17 protein-coding genes are annotated in these 18,137 nt (G+C 69.3%); 14 read left to right on the top strand and 3 right to left on the bottom strand.

The annotated features are described in order from the left end of the window. Window positions 1-318: 318 nt before the first annotated feature. Window positions 319-1,689 (bottom strand): DUF4389 domain-containing protein, encoded by a 1,371-nt coding sequence (locus tag AB0J16_RS55740; RefSeq protein ID WP_358556295.1) that lies wholly within the window; start codon window positions 1,687-1,689, stop codon window positions 319-321. A gap of 134 nt (window positions 1,690-1,823) precedes the next feature. Continuing rightward, window positions 1,824-2,423, bottom strand: coding sequence for a hypothetical protein (locus tag AB0J16_RS55735; protein WP_358556292.1), 600 nt, complete (start codon window positions 2,421-2,423; stop codon window positions 1,824-1,826). Window positions 2,424-2,693: 270 nt separating this feature from the next. Between AB0J16_RS55735 and AB0J16_RS55730 the strand changes: the two genes are divergently transcribed. The 6 genes from AB0J16_RS55730 (at window position 2,694) to cydB (ending at window position 7,660) form a co-directional block, all read left to right on the top strand. Continuing rightward, entirely contained in the window at window positions 2,694-2,915 is a 222-nt protein-coding gene (locus AB0J16_RS55730; RefSeq protein WP_358556289.1) for a hypothetical protein, read from the top strand. A 90-nt stretch (window positions 2,916-3,005) separates the two neighbouring features. Beyond that, a complete protein-coding gene (locus tag AB0J16_RS55725; protein WP_358556286.1) occupies window positions 3,006-3,686 on the top strand; it encodes a hypothetical protein in 681 nt (226 codons plus the stop codon). 110 nt (window positions 3,687-3,796) lie between these two features. Beyond that, window positions 3,797-4,630: a universal stress protein gene (locus tag AB0J16_RS55720; protein ID WP_358556283.1), complete on the top strand. Its 834-nt coding sequence runs from the start codon at window positions 3,797-3,799 to the stop codon at window positions 4,628-4,630. A 68-nt stretch (window positions 4,631-4,698) separates the two neighbouring features. Continuing rightward, window positions 4,699-5,214 carry a flavodoxin domain-containing protein gene (locus tag AB0J16_RS55715; protein WP_358556280.1) on the top strand — a complete coding sequence of 172 codons (516 nt, stop codon included), beginning with the start codon at window positions 4,699-4,701 and terminating at the stop codon, window positions 5,212-5,214. Between the two features lie 113 nt (window positions 5,215-5,327). After that, the gene (locus AB0J16_RS55710; protein ID WP_358556277.1) at window positions 5,328-6,701 is read left to right on the top strand and encodes a cytochrome ubiquinol oxidase subunit I; all 1,374 of its coding nucleotides are present in this window, start codon (window positions 5,328-5,330) and stop codon (window positions 6,699-6,701) included. A gap of 8 nt (window positions 6,702-6,709) precedes the next feature. Beyond that, window positions 6,710-7,660, top strand: a complete 951-nt coding sequence (cydB, locus tag AB0J16_RS55705; RefSeq protein WP_358556274.1) for a cytochrome d ubiquinol oxidase subunit II — start codon at window positions 6,710-6,712, stop codon at window positions 7,658-7,660. A 118-nt stretch (window positions 7,661-7,778) separates the two neighbouring features. On the opposite strand, the gene AB0J16_RS55700 is transcribed toward cydB, so the two are convergent. Further along, a complete protein-coding gene (locus tag AB0J16_RS55700; RefSeq protein ID WP_358556271.1) occupies window positions 7,779-8,480 on the bottom strand; it encodes a CBS domain-containing protein in 702 nt (233 codons plus the stop codon). A 252-nt stretch (window positions 8,481-8,732) separates the two neighbouring features. Between AB0J16_RS55700 and AB0J16_RS55695 the strand changes: the two genes are divergently transcribed. The 8 genes from AB0J16_RS55695 to AB0J16_RS55660 all read left to right on the top strand — a co-directional run bounded on the left by AB0J16_RS55695 (window position 8,733) and on the right by AB0J16_RS55660 (window position 18,070). After that, complete coding sequence (locus tag AB0J16_RS55695; RefSeq protein WP_358556267.1) at window positions 8,733-9,389, top strand: CBS domain-containing protein; 657 nt, start codon at window positions 8,733-8,735, stop codon at window positions 9,387-9,389. A 9-nt stretch (window positions 9,390-9,398) separates the two neighbouring features. After that, window positions 9,399-11,633, top strand: coding sequence for a carbamoyltransferase HypF (gene hypF / locus AB0J16_RS55690; RefSeq protein ID WP_358556264.1), 2,235 nt, complete (start codon window positions 9,399-9,401; stop codon window positions 11,631-11,633). Window positions 11,634-11,952: 319 nt separating this feature from the next. Next, window positions 11,953-14,250 carry a phosphoketolase family protein gene (locus AB0J16_RS55685; RefSeq protein ID WP_358556262.1) on the top strand — a complete coding sequence of 766 codons (2,298 nt, stop codon included), beginning with the start codon at window positions 11,953-11,955 and terminating at the stop codon, window positions 14,248-14,250. 35 nt (window positions 14,251-14,285) lie between these two features. Continuing rightward, window positions 14,286-14,444, top strand: a complete 159-nt coding sequence (locus AB0J16_RS55680; RefSeq protein ID WP_358556259.1) for a hypothetical protein — start codon at window positions 14,286-14,288, stop codon at window positions 14,442-14,444. 2 nt (window positions 14,445-14,446) lie between these two features. Further along, window positions 14,447-14,668: a HypC/HybG/HupF family hydrogenase formation chaperone gene (locus AB0J16_RS55675; protein WP_358556256.1), complete on the top strand. Its 222-nt coding sequence runs from the start codon at window positions 14,447-14,449 to the stop codon at window positions 14,666-14,668. Beyond that, on the top strand, window positions 14,652-15,740 hold the full coding sequence (gene hypD / locus AB0J16_RS55670; protein WP_358556253.1) for a hydrogenase formation protein HypD: 1,089 nt from the start codon (window positions 14,652-14,654) through the stop codon (window positions 15,738-15,740). The genes AB0J16_RS55675 and hypD overlap by 17 nt, the downstream gene beginning before the upstream one ends. Beyond that, window positions 15,737-16,786 (top strand): hydrogenase expression/formation protein HypE, encoded by a 1,050-nt coding sequence (gene hypE / locus AB0J16_RS55665; RefSeq protein ID WP_358556250.1) that lies wholly within the window; start codon window positions 15,737-15,739, stop codon window positions 16,784-16,786. Before hypD ends, hypE begins: the two co-directional genes overlap by 4 nt. A 423-nt stretch (window positions 16,787-17,209) precedes the next feature. Next, a complete protein-coding gene (locus tag AB0J16_RS55660; protein ID WP_358556247.1) occupies window positions 17,210-18,070 on the top strand; it encodes a universal stress protein in 861 nt (286 codons plus the stop codon). The last annotated feature ends 67 nt before the right edge of the window (window positions 18,071-18,137 follow it).

The following is an 18,137-nucleotide window of genomic DNA, read 5'->3' as shown; positions in this document are numbered from 1 at the left end:
TACATTCTGGGCACCGTCGCGGTGTTCGCCGCCGTGCCGCGGACGCTCCTGCTCGAGTCAACGGCACCGTTCGCGGACGCTGCGGCGGCGCAACTCCTGCTGGCCCTCACCGACAGGGAGCGCTTCTCCGGCAGGCGGCTGGCGCTCTGCTCTTCGACGACGTGCTGTGGGTCACCGGAAGGCCGGTTGAGACGGTCGGCTGGGGCCACGACCAAGGCTGGAGGCTGCGGCGTTCCGCGCCAGGGTTTCGTCAGTTCCGGGGGCGGCAGCCGGTACGGCGCTGATCGCCGTACCGGCTGAGACGGCTGTGGGCCCCGATCAAGGGGTGGGTGCGGGTTGCCTCGGCTGGGCGGCGGGCTTGGCGGCCAGGCGTACTCCCAGCAGGATCAAGACGATCCCGGCGATCAGCAGGATCACCGTGGCGATGAACAACGTGACGGTCAGGCCGATCAGCCCGGGCACGGTCGCGGCCAGAGTGAGGTCGGCGGTGACCCGGGCGGTGGCGTCGGCGTTCATCACGACGAGTGTCCAGTCGCCGGACTGGATGTCCCAGGTGAGGCTGCCCTGCCCGGTGGCCGTCCAGAAGGTCTGAGCGCCCGGTGGTGTGGCGGGTGCCGTGCCAGGGTGGTGCTGATAGCCGACATCACCTGGGGTCAGGCGGGTCACCTGGTCGTAGGCCACGCCGTCGAGATAGGCGGCGGCTCGGGCGCGGTCGGCGATGCCGATGAACAGCCGGGCGTCGCCGGTCTGGATGCGGACCCGGCCGGCGAGGGTGCGTAGTACGGTCGCGCCCGGCTCAGTGATGGTGATCTGTTCGGTGGTGAGCGCGTACGCGGGAGTGCTGACCCGGGTGGCGGTGGTGGTGACGAAGCCGCTGTCACGGGATTGGCCGACCAGCGCCGAAGCGGTGCCCGCGGCGGCGGTGCCGATCGCGGCGAAAGCGAGCAGCGCGCCCAGAGTGATGGCCACGATCGAGCCGGAGCCGTGCCGGACCGGGGTGCGCGCGGGTTCCTCCAGCGACGGGGTTTCGTGTCCGCCCTGTTCCAGACGGAAGGGTGGGTAGGCGTCGGTCATCAAGGTGGCGTAGGCGGCTACGCGCAGCGCCCATCGGTTCATGCCGAGCACGACGTCGAAGACGCCGTGTGGGTAGCGGCCGGTGAACAGCACGGACAGGGCGGCGATCAGCACGAGCAAACCGATCAGCCCGCCCCAGTCGAGGGTGTAGAGGACGCCGCCGGCATCGGGCAGATCGCCGCGCCAGGAGATGATGCTGCCGCTGGTGAACAAGCCCACGATCAGATAATGCGGGATGGCCAGCAGCCACCATTTGACCAGCACCAACCCCCGCGAGAGTTGCTCGGGATAGGCGATGTCCAGGGTGGCCGGGTAGTCGGGCGCTGGGCCGAGGGTGAAGGGCGGGTAGCGGTCGGTGCCCAAGGCGCCGTAGCTGTAGTAGGCCACCCGCCAGGTCCAGCGCAGCACGCCGAGGTTGAAGTCGAACAGTGCCCTCGGGTAGCGGCCGGTGAACAGGATCGCGAAGAAGGCGATGACGGTGAGGACCGCGAAGGCGGTCCACAGCAGGCTCAGCACGATGTAGTGGGGGACGGCCAGGAGCCATTTGACCAGCCACAGGCCTCGATTGAGCGGCTCTTCGAGCCGGGCCTCGACGCGTACGGGATAGGTGTCCATCCCTCCAGAGCACCACCGCGGGGAAAGGATTCCTGCGGACGAAGGTCCCGACCTGACAGGCCGTTGGACACCGATGCCGGGCAGGGAGGCGGTGATGCACGGTGGGGAGCGGGTCGTTCTGGACCGCGGGGTGACTAGGCCGGGCTGCGGCCGCCGGGGCGGTCAGCCGATGCCCAGTCGGTCTCCCACTGCCGGTACCTGGCCCGGTCCAACTGCCAGCGGACGCCCATGAACGCGGCGGCTGCCAGGAGCGCGGTCACGAGCACGATCAGCAGCCCCGTCGCCACGCCCATGCTTGCGAGTTCCGTCTGGTCGGGAGGCGGCGGGGCGGGCCTTCCGGTGGCGTCGACCCACACCGGTACCACCGCGCCGCTCTTGGCCAGCGCGGGCACCGGGACCAGGCCGCTGCGCGGGGTGCCGTTGAAGGCCCATCGCGCCATCGCCTCCGGTCTGGCGGCGGACACCTCCGTGAACGACACCTGCGCCCTCGGAGCGTCCTGTGACAGCGTGGCCATGACCTGCTGTCGTAGGCGCGAAGTGGTGTGCTGGTCGTGCAGGGCATTCTGGTAGGCGGCCTGCCCGGCGAGCAGGGCCGGCCACAGGCTGGCCAGCACCAGCAGCAGCACGGTCAGGACCAGAGCGGACTCCAGCCGGTCGGAGCGGCGGCGCAACGGATTGCCGTCCGGCCGATACAGGCGCGCGCACAACACCAGGGGATGGGTCGAGCTCTTCATGGGACACCTCCTCCCACCCACTGTGCGAGGCGCCGTCAGGAGACGGCAGAGCCGTACGGCTCAACAGGACAGGGACATTGGTCCTTGACGGAGGCGGTGAGCCGAAGGACCTCTGGCCCTGCCGGGCCGGTGCGTCCTCTCTCAAGGTGAAGAAGAGAAATGGAGGGATGGCGATGAAGGCGGCAGTTGGCGCGAGCGCGGCGAACCTGGCCATGGCGGGCGCCCTTCCGGGCCGATTCGCGCCCCAGCCATCCTGGAAGGAGGTCCACCATGACTCCTGAACTGTGGGCATTACTTCTGATCGCGGTGCCCGTCGCCTACATGCTCGGCACTTACCGACAGGCCGCCAAAGCCGCTCATCAGCGATTCGCCAGTTACCGGCACCGGATGACCGGCGGCTTCACGGTCTGGATCAAGAATCTCGCGATGTACGCGCTCATGCTGGCTGGGGTGGGCGTGGCACTGGCGGCACTGTACGTCCTCATCCGGTGACCAACGCCACAGTGTCCGCGACCTTCGCCTCCATGCCGCACGGCTCCTGGTGGCGGCCTGGCAGCGTGATCTTCGACAGGGGGCGATGACATGGACGAGACGACATGGCAGCGATGGGGAGCGACCAGTGGTTTAGTCGCCGTCGGGGCCGGCGCCGGGGCGATGGTGTTCGAACGGGGTGGTGTGAGTCCCGATGAGCCAGCCGATCAGATCGCCGCGTTCTTCGCGGTCAACGGCTCGCTGCTGCTGGCGCAGAGTGTGCTGTTCATGATCGGGGCGGCGGCGCTGTTGTGGTTCACGGGCAGCTTGCGTGCGTTTCTCGCGGCGGCTGAGGGGGGCTCGCAGCGGTTGTCGACGCTGGCCTTCGGCGCAGGGATCGCCCAGGTCGCGGTCAACCTGATGGCGCAGGCCTTCCAGATCGGGCTGGCCACGACGCCGCCCGCGCAGGTGTCGGGTGGGCTGGTGGCGCTCATGGATGCGACGTTCGCCCTGGCCAACGTGCCGCTGGCAGTGATGCTCGGAGCTGTGGCGCTGGTGTCGCTGCGCTACCGGGCCTTTCCCGCCTGGCTTGGCCGGCTGGCGGCGGTGGCCGCTGGTGCGTACGCGATCCTGTCGGCGAACGTCGCCGTGAGCGGCGGCCCTCTGGGGCCGGGCGGCGAGTTGAGCTACGTCCTGTATCCCGCGCTGGTGATTTGGCTCGTTCCGGCCGCGATCATCATGATCAGGCGGTGCGGCCCGGTCGTCAACACGGAGCGGGCCGCGTCCGCCTGACCGTTGGTTCGGGACCAACGGCACCTGGATCGAGGACTTCGTCCCCAGGCGCTACGGCACCTGTGTCGCGAGGCTGGAAGCGGAAGGACACCTCGCGAAGGAGATGTGTGATGGCCAGGCGGATCGTGGTGGGCGTGGACGGGTCGGTGCCGTCGATGGCGGCAGTGGAGTGGGCGGCGAGCGATGCCCGGATCAGGGGGCTGCCGCTGCGCATCGTGCACGTATGCGGGCCGTGGCCGCACAGCCCCGGCGGGCTCGCGTACTGCACCAAGGCACTGGAGGCCGCGGCGACCTGGGCGCGCGACCTGGGCGCGGAGGTGACGACGGAGACGCTGACCGGGAACGTGATCGGCGACCTGATCGGCGAGTCGGCGCGGGCCGACAGCGTGGTGCTGGGCAGCAGGGGATTGGGCGGGTTCAGCGGGATGGTGCTGGGCTCGGTCGGGCTGGCGGTGGCGGGACACGCCGCCGGTCCTGTGGTGATCGTCCGCGGACCCGCCGAGGCCGCACACGCTCGCGTGGTGGTCGGTTACGACGGGTCGGAGCACTCGCGGGCCGCCATGGAGTACGCGCTGGAGCAGGCCCGTGCCCGGGGCGCCGAGCTGCACGTGGTGTACGGGTGGCGGATGCCCATGTTCTCGCCGTACGCCGCCGTGGCCGGCAGCCTCCTTGAGGACGCCTTCCAGCAGGAGGTGAAGGCGGCCCGGGAGCGGGTGGCCCCCTGGCGGGAGGACAACCCCGACATCAAGATCACCGACGCTGAGGTGTGCGAGCACCCGGTGGCGGCGCTCATCGAGGCGTCGAGGACGGCGGACCTGGTCGTGGTCGGCTCGCGCGGGCTGGGCCCCTTCGCCTCCGCGATGCTCGGCTCGGTCAGCCACGGCGTTCTGCATCAAGTGACCTGCCCGGTAGCGGTCGTACGCCCGCAGGAGGACCAGAGATGAACGTGGAGTCGCTGACCGCGCATGTTCCGGTTCGAAACCCATTCTGCCCCAAGTAAGGGAGGCGTGAGATGTACGCGCTGGTCGTGTACGAATCCATGTACGGCAATACCCGACACATCGCCGAAGCCGTGGCCGCGGGCCTGGCTGGTACGGTCAGGACCGAGATCGTCGAGGTGGCCTCGGCGCCCGCTCTCATCCCGCAGGATGTGGGGTTGCTGGTGGTCGGCGGGCCCACGCATGCCTTCGGCATGAGCAGGGCCTCGACCCGGCAGTCCGCCGCGGAGCAGGCCCAGGAGCCGCTGGTCTCCCAGGGCAGGGGCGTACGGGAGTGGCTGACCTCGCTGCACACCCCGTCAGGGCTGGGCGCGGCGGCCTTCGACACCCGCATCAGCAAGCCGCGCATGCCCGGCTCGGCGGCCCGCGGCGTGGCCAAGCGGCTGCGCAGGCTCGGAGTCGCGCTGGTGGCGCCCGCGCAGAGCTTCTACGTCACCGGGACCAAGGGGCCGCTGGTGGACGGGGAGGTCGAACGCGCCAGGCAGTGGGGCGAGTCGCTCGCCTCGTCGATCGCCATCCCGACGTCCTGAAACAACCTGGCACCGCACCGCTTGGCCGGCTCTGACGCTTGGGACCAAGGTCCCATGGCGTCAGGGCCGGTTGACTCTACGGCTGGTCGCGGCCGTCGGCGACGCTGGCGGGCATGGACGTCTTGGACCTGTCGCGCTGGCAGTTCGGCATCACCACCGTTTACCACTTCCTGTTCGTCCCGCTCACGATCGGCCTGTCGATCATCGTGGCGGGACTGCAGACGGCCTGGCACCGTACGGGCAAGCCGGAGTACCTGAAGCTGACCCGGTTCTGGGGCCGGCTGTTTCTGATCAACTTCGCCATGGGCGTGGTGACGGGCATTGTGCAGGAGTTCCAGTTCGGGATGAACTGGAGTGACTACTCGCGCTTCGTCGGCGATGTGTTCGGTGCGCCGCTGGCGATGGAGGGGCTGATCGCGTTCTTCCTGGAGTCCACGTTCCTCGGGCTGTGGATCTTCGGCTGGGACAAGCTGTCGCGCCGGTTGCACCTGGCCGCGATCTGGCTGGCGGCGATCGGCACCGCGATTTCGGCCTATTTCATCCTCGCGGCGAACTCCTGGATGCAGCACCCGGTCGGCTACCACATCGTGAACGGCCGTGCCGAACTGACCGACATCTGGGCCGTGCTGACCAACTCCACCACGCTGGTCACCTTCCCGCACGTGATCTTCGGCGCGTTCCTGACAGCGGGGGCGTTCGTGCTGGGCATCAGCGCCTGGTTCCTGCTGCGCAAGCGCGACGTCGGCCTGTTCCGCACATCGGCCCGGCTCGCGCTGGCGGTCAGCCTGGTGGCGGGGGTGGGCGTGGCGCTCTCCGGCCACTGGCAAGCGCAGATCATGACCGAGCAGCAGCCGATGAAGATGGCCGCCGCCGAGGCGCTGTGGGAGGACGAGAGCGCGGCCGGATTCTCGCTGTTCGCCGTCGGCGACGTCGAGCACGGCCGCAACCACGTCAACGTGCAGATCCCGCGCGGGCTGAGCGTCCTGGCCACCAACAGCCTGGACGGCCGGGTGGCGGGCATCAACGACATCCAAGCCCGGTACGAGGCGGTTTACGGGCCGGGCGACTACCGGCCGGTGATCGGGCTGGCGTACTGGACGTTCCGGCTGATGATCGGCTTCGGCGCGCTGTCGGCGCTGCTGGCGCTGGTCGGGCTCTGGCTGACCAGGCGCGGCAGGCTGCCTGCGAGCCGCTGGTGCTATCGGCTGGCCATCGCCGGAATCGCCCTGCCGTTCCTGGCCAACAGTCTCGGCTGGATCTTCACCGAGATGGGCCGCCAGCCGTGGACGGTGTTCGGGCTGATGCGCACGGCCGCCGCCGTCTCCCCGACAGCGGACGTCACCTCGGTGGCGATCACGCTGGTCGGCTTCACGCTGGTCTACGGGGTGCTGGCGGCCGTCGAGGTACGGCTGCTGATCAAGTACATCGGCCTCGGCCCGCACGAGCAGACCGACAACGAGACCACTGTCCCCGCGTTGAGCTACTGAGGAACGTCATGGAAACGATCTGGTTCGTGCTGATCGCCGTGTTGTGGACCGGCTATTTCCTGCTGGAGGGCTTCGACTTCGGGGTCGGCGTGCTGCTGCCGTTCCTGGCCCGGGACGAGGGCGAGCGGCGCACCGTCGTGTCGACGATCGGGCCCGTATGGGACGGCAACGAGGTGTGGCTGCTGGTGGCCGGCGGCGCGACCTTCGCCGCCTTCCCCGAGTGGTACGCCACCCTGTTCAGCGGCTTCTACCTGCCGCTGTTCCTCATCCTGCTGGCCCTGATCGCGCGCGGCGTGGCACTGGAGTACCGGCACAAGAGCGACAGCACGCGTGGCTGGGACCGGGCCTTCTTCTGGGGCTCGCTCGGGCCCGCCTTCCTGTGGGGCGTGGCGTTCGCCAACATCGTGCGAGGCGTGCCGCTGGACGCCGCGCACGAGTACACCGGCACGCTCCTCACCCTGCTCAACCCGTACGCACTGCTCGGCGGGCTGGCCACACTGGCGCTGTTCACCCTGCACGGCGCCATCTTCCTGGCCCTGCGCACCACCGGCGAGCTGCGGTCGCGGGCCTCCCGCGTCGCCAGGCTCCTGGCTGTGGTGGCCGCCGTGGTGGTCTCCGCCTTCCTGCTCGGCCTCGGTGCGTTCGCCTGGGTGGCCGTTCTGGCCGGGCTGGCGGGGGCCTTCGTCGCCACGCTTCGGGGGCGTGACGGGTGGGCGTTCGCCGCCAGCGCGCTGGCCGTCGTGGCCTTCACCGCCACCCTGTTCCTCAGCCTGTGGCCGAACGTCCTGCCCGCCCTGAACCCCGCCAACAGCCTGACTGTGGTCAACGCCGCCTCCAGCCCCTACACACTGAAGGTGATGACGTGGGTGGCGGCCATTTTCACTCCGGTGGTGCTGGCCTACCAGGCATGGACGTACTGGATCTTCCGCCGCCGCCTCACAGGAGCGAACCCGACATGAGACGGCTGCTCGCCTTCACAGAGGCGGCTATCAGGGCACGTCAGGTGCCCCCTCGCCGCCGTGCCTGACGCATGCGATGCCCCCAGCCCCTTTCAGGGCTGGGGGCAGGGCCTGGCGATCATCGTCCGTATCTCTTGGAGTCGTCCTCTTTCCAGTTGAGCTTGTTCACGACGTCCACGACCCCGTCGACGCGGCCGGCCATGCGGACGGCGACGGCGGTGTCGCTCTTGCGGTCCATCCACCCGGTGAGCGTCACCACACTCTGCTCGACCTCGACCTTGACGCCCAGAGTCTCGACCCATAACGAGCGTTCGAGCACGTCCTCGCGGATCTCGTGGGCGATGTCGGCGTCCGAGCGGACGAACACCTTGATCAGGTCGCGCCTGCTGACGATGCCGTCCAGCCTGCCCTCCTCATCCACGACGATGAGGCGCTTGACGGCTTGCTCGTCCATCAGGCGGGCAGCCGTGACCACCGTCGTCGCGGCGGTGACCGTCACCGCGGGTGCGGTCATGATCTCGGCTGCGGTGTCGCCCTTGGCCTTGCGCTGGTAGCCGCCGCCCTTCTCGGACAGCCGGTGGCGCAGCCGCACCCGTAACGGCGGCCGATAGCCCTCCTGGTAGTACTGCTCGCGGAACTCCTCCTTGCACAGCAGATCGGCCTCGGACACGACGCCGATGACGCGCCTGTCGTCGTCGATGACCGGTACGGCGCTGACGCCGTGCTTGATGAGCGTCTCGGCGACGTCCTTGAACGGGGTGCTCGCGTGAACCGACACGACCTGCCTGGTCATGATCTGCTCTACCTTGGTGCGCAACATGGGTTTCTCCTTTCCAGTCCTCTCTCCATGGCACTGCGGCTCGTGTCGGGTTCCTAGAGGCGAAAGTCTTGGTGGGGCGGGTCCTACGACACTGCCCAGTCCCATGACGGTGGTGGCCCTGCGCCACGTCCGCTGCCGGTGACGGTGGTCCGTCCCTGATGCCAGGACCTTCGGCCCTGGCATCAGGGACGTTCGTCGCTGCAGGGTCAGGCCGCTGCGCGGGACCGTGATGGAGAAAGCGAGGTGGACGTCATGCCGATCGAAGTCAAGGACGTCATGGGCCGGGTGGCCATCGCCGTGCTGGAGGATGCGTCGTTCGCCGACATCGTGGCCGCGATGAATCGGTACGCGGTGAGGGCGGTCACCGTGGTCGACGCCGATCGGCGACCAGTGGGCGTGGTCTCCGAGGATGACCTGCTGCTCAAGGAGATCGACCCGGTACGGCACAGCGTGACCATGTTCAAGTCGCGCAGGCAGCGGCGTGAGCGCGACAAAGCGGCGGGGGTACGGGCGGATCAGCTCATGACCTCTCCGGCGATCACCGTAACGCCGGGCACCAGCGTGCGGGACGCCGCCCGGCTGATGCATACCGAGCGAATCAAGCAACTGCCCGTCATCGACGTGGTCACCGGGCGCATCATAGGCACCCTGCACCAGCACGACGTGCTGCGCGTCTTCACCCGCCCGGTCGCCGAGTTGGAGACGGACATCCGAGCCGTGCTCCCAGAGCACGGAGCGTTCTCCATCGAGATCGACAATGGTGTGGTGAAGCTCGGCGGGCACGTCCAGTGGAGATCACAGGCCATCGACGCGATGGAAGCGGTGCGTGCGGTAGAGGGCGTCGTGGACGTGGTGTGCGAGATGGCCTCCGGCAAGGACGATCTCGTCGTCGTCCCACCGCTGCTGTAAGGGGCCGACGTGGACTTGGCCTGGCGCATTGAGGTGCACGGGATCGTACAGGGTGTCGGGTTCCGGCCGTTCGTCCATCGACTGGCGACCGCTATCGGGATCCGCGGGCAGGTCAGGAACACCGGCGGGCACGTGGTCATCTCCGCGTCCGGCTCGCCGGCCCGGCTGGAGGCGTTCGTGTCCAGCCTGCGGACCCAGCGGCCCGAGGCCGCGCACATCCGCGACCTGATCGTCACACCCGGGACCCTGGAACGGGAGACTGTCGGCTTCGAGATCGCGGAAAGCGAGGTCACGCCGGGCAATGCCCGCGAGATCCCGCCGGACCTGGCCACGTGCGCGCAGTGTGTGCGGGAGCTGTTCGATCCGGCCAACCGGCGCTACCGCTACCCGTTCATCAACTGCACCGCGTGCGGGCCCCGGGCGACCATCATCGAGAGCCTGCCCTACGACCGAGCCCGCACGTCGATGCGAGGCTTCGAGATGTGCACGGTCTGCGCGGGCGAGTACGACGATCCGGCGGACCGGCGCTTCCACGCTGAGCCGATCGCGTGCGCGTCCTGCGGCCCCCGGCTGCGCCTGGGAAGGCTGGCGGGAGACGCGGCGCTGCGGGCGGCGGCGGACGTCATCGCGGGTGGCGGGGTGATCGCGGTCAAAGGGCTGGGCGGATTCCAGCTGGTCTGCGATGCGATCAACGACGAGCCCGTCGCCCGGGTGCGGCGGATCAAGGCGCGCGAGGCCAAGCCGCTGGCGGTGATGGTGCGGGACGCTGTCGCCGCTGGAGCGCTGGCTGGTCTTTCCGAGGCCGACCACCTGCTGCTCGCCGCCCGGTCCGCGCCCATCGTGCTGGCCCCGCGGCGGCATGGCGTGCTCTCGCCCGGCGTATGCCACGGGATGCCCGACGTCGGGGTGTTCCTCCCGCACACGCCGCTGCACCACCTGCTGCTGGACGCGCTACGCCGCCCCCTCGTGGTGACCAGCGCCAACCACGCCGACAGCCCGATGCTGATCGATGACATCGCAGGGCTGGACGTGGACGGCGTGCTCACCCACGACCGGCCCATCGTGGCCCGCTACGACGACTCGGTGGTGCGATCGTTCGGGTCGCGCGCCACAACGATCCGGCGGGCCCGCGGGCTGGCTCCCGCCGTGCTTCGCCTACCGGTCGCCGCCGCACCGATTCTGGCCGTGGGCGCCCAGCTCAAGAGCACGTTCACGCTGACCGATGATGACCGGGCAGTGCTCGGGCCGCACATCGGCGATCTGTCCGACGCCCAGACCCTGGAGGCGTACGAGGAGGCGCTCGATCACCTGCGAGGCATCCACGGGATCGAGCCCGCGCACGTAGCGCACGACCCGCATCCCGGATATCTGTCGACCCGGCTGGCCCGGCGCTGGCCGAGCCGCATCGCCGTCCAGCACCACCATGCGCACATCGTCTCGGTGGCCGCCGAACACCGGCTGGAGCCGCCGTTCCTGGGTGTCGCCTACGACGGGCTGGGCCTGGGCGACGACGGCACGTTCTGGGGCGGAGAGCTGCTCCTGGCCTCCTACACCGGCTATCGGCGGCTGGGCCGTTTCTCTCACGCTCCGATGCCTGGCGGGGAGGCGGCCGTGCGCAGGCCCGCCCGCATGGCGCTCGGATACCTGCTCGGCGGCGAGACCACCGCGGGCCGCATACCCGGAGATCTCGCTGCCGGGCTGGCCGACGCGGAGGTCATCGGCCGAATGATCGCCAAGGGGGTGAACTGCCCGGTCGCTTCCAGCGCAGGTCGCCTGTTCGACGCCGCCGCGGCACTGCTGGGTTTGTGCGACGTCAACCGTTTCGAGGGCGAGGCCGCGACCCGCCTGGAACTGGCGGCCGCCGCGTTCCCCGGAACAGAACCGCTCGCGTGGCGGCTCGACCGCCAGGACGGGCTGTGGGTGTACGACGGCGTGGTCACGCTACGGGACCTGCTGGAGGCGAAGTCGGACGGTGAGCCGGCCGGCCGGATCGCCGCCGCCTTCCACGCCACGATCGCGGCCGTCACGGTGCTGATGTGCGAGCGGGCAGCGGTCGAGCACGACGTCACCCAGGTATGCCTGTCGGGCGGTGTGTTCCAGAACCGGCTGCTGGCCACCGACGTGCTCGCCCGGCTGTCGGTGGCCGGGTTCGAGCCGTACATCGGCGAGCAGGTCCCGGTCAACGATGGCGGCATCAGCTACGGCCAGGCGGCTGTAGCTGCGGCGAGGCTGTCACGTGCCTGAACGCACGCGCTGCCGCAGCCGATCGCGCTGGCCACTCGTGGAGGTGGCGGAGGGCCATGGCGCGCAGGAACTGCTCGGGGTCGTCTTCCGCAGTATGCGATCGACGAGTTGGACGGGACGATCCAGCAGATCCGCTCATCCATCTTCGCCCGCGCGACATCGAGGAACGCGCCGGCCGACTGAACGGCACCGCGGAGATCGAGACGCCCCAAGGGGGAGGAACGAGCCTGCGCTGGCGTATTCCCCTGTGAGGTTAGACCCCTGGGAATGGGACCAAGGTCCCTAGGACGCGGATATGTTCGCGGAAATCATCGAAACCATGACGACCACCCAGAACATCGACGCCTACTGGCGTGCCGCGAACTACCTGTCCGTGGGGCAGATCTACCTGCTGGACAACCCGCTGCTCACCGAGCCGCTGCTCCCGGAGCACATCAAGCCGCGCCTGCTCGGCCACTGGGGCACCACGCCTGGCCTGAACTTCTGCTTCGCCCACCTCAACCGGATCATCGCCGAGCGCCAACAGGACATGATCTACATTGCCGGCCCCGGTCACGGCGGTCCCGCCGCGGTCGCACACGCCTGGCTGGAGGGTTCCTACTCGGAGAAGTACCCCGAGGTCTCGCAGGACGCGGCCGGTATGCGCCGGCTGTTCCGGCAGTTCTCCTTCCCGGGCGGCATCCCCAGCCACGTCGCTCCCGAGACGCCCGGCTCCATTCACGAGGGCGGTGAGCTGGGCTATTCCCTGGCTCATGCGTTCGGGGCGGCCTTCGACAACCCCCGCCTGGTCGTGGCCTGCGTCGTCGGCGACGGCGAGGCGGAAACCGGGCCGCTGGCGGCCAGCTGGCATTCCAACAAGCTGCTCGACCCGTACCGGGACGGCGTGGTGCTGCCGATCCTGGCCCTGAACGGGTACAAGATCGCCAACCCCACCGTGCTCGCGCGTATCCCCGAGCAGGAGCTGCTCAAGCTGATGGAGGGGTATGGCTACCGCCCGCACATCGTCGGTCCCTCTCACGAGGAGATGGCGAGCACGCTCGACACCGTCTTCGACGAGATCGCCGCATACAAGGACGGCCGCGCCTCCAGACTCCCGATGATCATCTTGCGCACGCCGAAGGGCTGGACCGGGCCGCGCGAGGTCGACGGGGTGCCGGTCGAGGGCACGTGGCGGGCCCATCAGGTGCCGCTGTCGGGCGTACGGGACAATCCCGAGCACCTGGCCATGCTGGAAGCGTGGATGCGCTCGTATCGTCCAGAAGAGCTGTTCGACGCCAGCGGCCGGCCGGTGCCCGCGGTGCTGAGAACGGTGCCCGAAGGACCACGGCGGATGAGCGCCAGCCCGCACGCCAACGGCGGAGAGCTGCAGCGCCCGCTTACCCTGCCGGACTTCCGCGACTACGCGGTGGAGGTCAAGTCGCCCGCCGCGCAGTCGAGCGAGCCCACGCGGGCACTGGGCGCATTCCTCCGCGACGTGATCGCCGCCAATCCGCACAGCTTCCGGCTGATGGGTCCCGACGAGACCGCGTCCAATCGGCTGCAGGACGTCTTCGAGACGACCGACCGGGCCTGGAACGCCGCTGTTGAGCCGACCGACGAGCACTTGGCCGCCGGCGGGCGTGTCATGGAGGTGTTGAGTGAGCACCTGTGCCAGGGCTGGTTGGAGGGCTACCTGCTGACCGGGCGGCACGGGCTGTTCAACTGCTACGAGGCGTTCATCCACATCATCGACGCCATGTTCAACCAGCACGCCAAGTGGCTGGAGACGGCGAAGAAGATCCCCTGGCGGCGGCCGGTCGCCTCGCTCAACTACCTGCTGTCCTCGCACGTGTGGCGGCAGGACCACAACGGCTTCTCCCATCAGGATCCCGGCTTCCTGGACGTCGTGGTCAACAAGAAGGCCGAGGTCGTCCGCGTCTACCTGCCGCCGGACGCCAACACGCTGCTCTCGGTCAGCGACCACTGCCTGCGCTCCCGCGACTACGTCAACGTCATCGTCGCGGGCAAGCAGCCGGTGCTCGACCTGTTCACCATGGACGAGGCCATCGCCCACTGCACGCGCGGGCTCGGCATCCTGCCCTGGGCTTCCACGGATGACGGCGGCGAGCCGGACGTGGTGCTGGCCTGCGCCGGCGACGTCCCCACCCTGGAGACGCTGGCCGCGACGGCGCTGCTGCGCGAGCACCTGCCCGAGCTGAAGGTGCGGGTCGTCAACGTCGTGGATCTGATGCGGCTGCAGCCGCCGTCGGAGCACCCGCACGGCATGTCCGACGCCGAGTTCGACACGCTCTTCACCACCGACAAGCCGGTCATCTTCAACTTCCACGGCTACCCGTGGCTGATCCACCGCCTCACCTACCGGCGCAACGGTCACGCCAACGTGCACGTGCGCGGCTACAAGGAGGAGGGCACGACCACGACGCCGTTCGACATGGCCATGCTGAACGACATCGACCGCTATCACCTGGTCATGGACGTCATCGACCGCGTTCCCGGACTCGGCGCCACGCAGGCGCACCTGCGCCAGCACATGAGCGACGAACGACTGCGGGCCCGCGCCTACACGCGCGCGCACGGCGAGGACGACCCCGAGCTCCGCGACTGGGCCTGGACCTGAGGAAGAAGCGAACCGATGAGGGAAAGGAGGGTCTCATGAAGGATCTGCCGCGCATCGCCGACCTGTCCGCCGCCGATATGCCGATGGTCCCTTCGGAGTTCGCCTACGCGGCGCTCACCCGGTCGGTGAGGCTGCCCGCAGCGGCCGAGACCGATGGCGGTTCCGGCCGAGCGGCGGTGTCCCCATGTGCCTAGGCGTGCCCGGGCGGATCATGGTTCGCGCCGGTGAGATGGGCACCGTGGACTTCGACGGCCTGCGCCGGGAGGTGTGCCTGTCATATACCCCTGAGGCGCGGCCGGGAGACTACGTGATCGTGCACGTAGGGTTCGCGATCTCGCTGCTGGACGAGGCCGAGGCGGTGCGCACGCTCGCGGTGCTGCGCGCGATCCCTGGAGGGCTGGATGAGATATCTCGATGAGTACCGCGATCCGGTGCTGGCCCGGCGTCTCGTGGCCGATATCTGTGCCGCCGCCACCTCACGCTGGGCGATCATGGAGGTGTGCGGCGGGCAGACGCACACGATCGTCCGGCAGGGCATCGACGAGCTGATCCCGATACGCATGGTGCACGGTCCCGGTTGCCCCGTGTGCGTGACGCCGCTGGCCACCATCGATCGAGCGCTGGCCATCGCCGGCCGCGCCGAGGTGATCTTCACGTCGTTCGGCGACATGCTGCGCGTGCCGGGATCCGGTGCCGACCTGCTGTCGGCCAAGGCCCGTGGCGCCGATGTGCGCGTGGTCTACTCACCCTTGGACGCGGTAAGGCTGGCGAGCGCGAACCCCGACCGGGAGGTGGTGTTCTTCGCGGTCGGCTTCGAGACCACGGCCCCCGCCAACGCGATGGCCGTGCTGCGCGCGGCCCAGGAGCGTTTGCCCAACTTCAGCGTGCTGGTGAGCCACGTCCTGGTGCCTCCTGCGATGACCGCGATCATGGAGTCGGCGTCGGTCGACGCCTTCCTGGCGGCCGGGCACGTGTGCGCGGTGATGGGGTGGACCGAGTACGAACCGCTGGCCGCCCGCTACCGCGTGCCGATCGTGGTCACCGGGTTCGAGCCACTGGACTTGCTGGAGGGCATCCTCATGGCGGTCCGCCAGCTCGAAGAGGGACGGTGCGAGGTGGAGAACCAGTACGCCCGCGCGGTCCGCCGGACCGGCAACGGCTTCGCCCAGGACGCCGTCCGGCGGGTCTTCCGAGTCAGCGACCAGACGTGGCGCGGCATCGGAGAGATTCCTGCGAGCGGTCTTGTCCTGGCGCCGGAGTTCGAACGGTACGACGCCACGCTCCGCTTCGGCGTCGGTGGTGTGAGCGCGGGCGAACATCCCGATTGCATCGCGGGGGACATCCTGCGTGGCACGCGAACCCCGCTCGACTGCGCCGCCTACAGAACCTCGTGCACCCCGCGCCGTCCTTTGGGCGCGCCGATGGTGTCAGCCGAAGGCACATGCGCCGCTTTTCACAATGCCGGACGGACGAGACGGGAGACGTCATGACCACGGCCTTCGACCCGATCGCGGCCACATGTCCCACACCCCTCGCCGAGAACGAGCGGGTGCTACTCGGCCACGGATCGGGCGGCCAGCTCATGGCCGAGCTGCTCGCCGACCTCGCCCCGCGCCTCGGGGCCCCGGCGATCGAGGACGCGGCAGTGGTGACCACCGGCGCGCCACAGGTAGTGATGTCCACCGATGGGTTCGTGGTCACGCCGCGCTTCTTCCCCGGTGGCGACATAGGGTCGCTGGCCGTGTACGGCACGGTCAACGACCTGGCCATGATGGGCGCCGTACCGGTCGCGCTCAGCCTGGCCTACATCGTGGAGGAGGGGTTGCCGCTCGACGAGCTGCGCCGCGTCACCTCCTCCGTTGCCCAGGCGGCCCGCGCCTGCGGCGTGCGGGTCGTGACCGGCGACACCAAGGTCGTCGGCAAGGGCGCGGCCGACGGCATCTACGTCACCACCACGGGTATCGGCGTTCGGCTGCCCGATGCGGCGCCGGCCGCCGCGAACGGCCGGCCCGGTGACGTGATCCTGCTGTCCGGCCCCATCGGGCTGCACGGCATCACGATCCTTGGCACCCGCGAAGGGCTCGGCTTCGAGAGCGAGCTGGCCTCCGACTGCCGGCCGCTGCACGACCTCATGGCCGCGATGATCACGGCGGGACGCCGCGGTGTGCACGTGATGCGCGACCCGACCAGAGGCGGCCTGGCCAGCGCGCTCAACGAGCTGGCCGCCGCCTCCCACATCGGTGTCGAGCTGGAGGAGCAAGCCATACCCGTGCCCCCGCAGGTGGCCGCCGCATGCGACCTGCTGGGGCTCGATCCGCTGCACGTGGCCAACGAGGGCTGCCTGGTGACGTTCGTAGACCCGGCCGTGGCGGAAGCGGTCCTCGCCGCGATGCGTGATCGGCCGGAAGGGGCAGCGGCCACGCGCATCGGCACCGTGGTCGCCGACCATCCGGGTCGCGTCACCACGCGCACCCTGGTCGGATCCTCCAGGGTCGTCGACATGCTGGTGGGAGAGCAGCTACCCCGTATCTGCTGATCGCGTGGTCAGCGCTCCGTCGGGCGCGAGTTCGACCCGGTGGGCGATCGTGCCGCGCCAGCCCTCGACGAGTCCGGCCCCTGCGGAGGATCGTTCGACCGGGGCCGGATCTGCCGGTGCCGTGCCAGGCCTGTCGAGTAGATGAGTGATCAGGGCGATGGACGTGGCGATCTCCTCTGTGCCGCGAGTCGATCTTCGTCCGATCCTGTTTCCGCGGGTCAAGGGGTCGGCCGATCGTGTCTTTTTCTTCGTTTTGGGAAGTGGAGGCCGTGGGGGAGCCAACAGGTGAGGCAGGGGGAGGACGCCTGGACGGGTCATGGTCGGGGCAGACGGCTCCGCCCCCGTCGCGTCCACGACGGGGCGTTACGACGACGGTGGGCGCTGGAGAGTCGTTGCCGTAAAAGCCGGACGAGGGGGGAGATCATGACCGGCCTGATCATTGCGGGTGTGGACGGTTCGACTCCCAGCACCGCGGCGGTCGAGTGGGCCGCCGACGACGCGCTTCGAATGGGTGTTGAGCTGCGGATCGTGCACGCTGTGGATCGGCGGCTGTACGACGCCATCAGATTTCCGGCCGCGGATCAGGAGGAACTCCTGAGGAAGGCGGCGGGAAAGGTGCTGGAAGCGGCTGAGGCGACCGCGCGTGCCCGGCAGCCGACCGTAGAGGTGAGCACCCGGTCGCTCGACGGTGCGCCTGCGGCTGTTCTGCAAGAGCAGGAGGCGGGCGAGCTGGTCATCGGCAACCGCGGGCTGGGCGGGTTCGCCGGAGCTCTGCTCGGATCGGTGACCATGCAGGTGGCCGGGCAGGCCCACTGCCCGGTGGTGGTGGTGCGTGCCGAGCCATGCGAGCGGGTCGGCGAGATCGGTGTCGGCGTCGATGACGCCGATACCTGTGAGCCGGCGCTCGGCTACGCCTTCGAGCAGGCCAGGCTGCGTGGGGCCACGCTGCGCCTGATCTACGCTTGGCAGCTGCCCGTGCACAACTTCGCTCCCGAGATCTCCTACGACCTGGGCGAGGTCCGTGCCGCCCAGCGCGAGGTCGTCAGCAAGCGCCTCGCAGGATGGCGGGCGAAGTATCCCCAGGTGAAGGTCATTGAGGACGTCCAGAACGTACACCCCGTCGACGCGCTCACCAGCACAGCGTGCGATCTGATCGTCGTCGGCTCCCACGGCCGCGGCGCGCTCGGCTCGCTGGTTCTCGGCTCCGTCAGCAGAGGGGTGCTCCACCACGCGCGTTGTCCCGTCGCGGTGGTCCGCTCCGCGGATCTTTCGCCGCGGCCGTAGAAGGACAACTCGCGGGCACCCCGCAGCCATAGGGGCGGAAGTCCCGGCGGGGAGGGCCCATCGGCAC

This window comes from Nonomuraea sp. NPDC049750 (assembly GCF_040659625.1).
In the GTDB taxonomy this organism is placed as follows: Bacteria; Actinomycetota; Actinomycetes; order Streptosporangiales; family Streptosporangiaceae; genus Nonomuraea.
The sequence above is the reverse complement of the archived record's forward strand: the minus strand, read 5'-3'. Positions and strand labels throughout refer to the sequence as shown.

Excerpts from the sequence above, each read along its gene's own strand:
- AB0J16_RS55685 (WP_358556262.1), top strand. The coding sequence starts at position 11,953 with ATGACGACCACCCAGAACATCGACGCCTACTGGCGTGCCGCGAACTAC.
- AB0J16_RS55730 (WP_358556289.1), top strand. The coding sequence starts at position 2,694 with ATGACTCCTGAACTGTGGGCATTACTTCTGATCGCGGTGCCCGTCGCC.
- AB0J16_RS55725 (WP_358556286.1), top strand. The coding sequence starts at position 3,006 with ATGGACGAGACGACATGGCAGCGATGGGGAGCGACCAGTGGTTTAGTC.
- AB0J16_RS55700 (WP_358556271.1), bottom strand. The coding sequence starts at position 8,480 with ATGTTGCGCACCAAGGTAGAGCAGATCATGACCAGGCAGGTCGTGTCG.
- AB0J16_RS55660 (WP_358556247.1), top strand. The coding sequence starts at position 17,210 with ATGACCGGCCTGATCATTGCGGGTGTGGACGGTTCGACTCCCAGCACC.
- AB0J16_RS55680 (WP_358556259.1), top strand. The coding sequence starts at position 14,286 with ATGAAGGATCTGCCGCGCATCGCCGACCTGTCCGCCGCCGATATGCCG.
- hypE (WP_358556250.1), top strand. The coding sequence starts at position 15,737 with ATGACCACGGCCTTCGACCCGATCGCGGCCACATGTCCCACACCCCTC.
- hypD (WP_358556253.1), top strand. The coding sequence starts at position 14,652 with ATGAGATATCTCGATGAGTACCGCGATCCGGTGCTGGCCCGGCGTCTC.
- AB0J16_RS55710 (WP_358556277.1), top strand. The coding sequence starts at position 5,328 with ATGGACGTCTTGGACCTGTCGCGCTGGCAGTTCGGCATCACCACCGTT.
- AB0J16_RS55735 (WP_358556292.1), bottom strand. The coding sequence starts at position 2,423 with ATGAAGAGCTCGACCCATCCCCTGGTGTTGTGCGCGCGCCTGTATCGG.
- AB0J16_RS55715 (WP_358556280.1), top strand. The coding sequence starts at position 4,699 with ATGTACGCGCTGGTCGTGTACGAATCCATGTACGGCAATACCCGACAC.
- AB0J16_RS55740 (WP_358556295.1), bottom strand. The coding sequence starts at position 1,689 with ATGGACACCTATCCCGTACGCGTCGAGGCCCGGCTCGAAGAGCCGCTC.
- AB0J16_RS55695 (WP_358556267.1), top strand. The coding sequence starts at position 8,733 with ATGCCGATCGAAGTCAAGGACGTCATGGGCCGGGTGGCCATCGCCGTG.
- AB0J16_RS55720 (WP_358556283.1), top strand. The coding sequence starts at position 3,797 with ATGGCCAGGCGGATCGTGGTGGGCGTGGACGGGTCGGTGCCGTCGATG.
- cydB (WP_358556274.1), top strand. The coding sequence starts at position 6,710 with ATGGAAACGATCTGGTTCGTGCTGATCGCCGTGTTGTGGACCGGCTAT.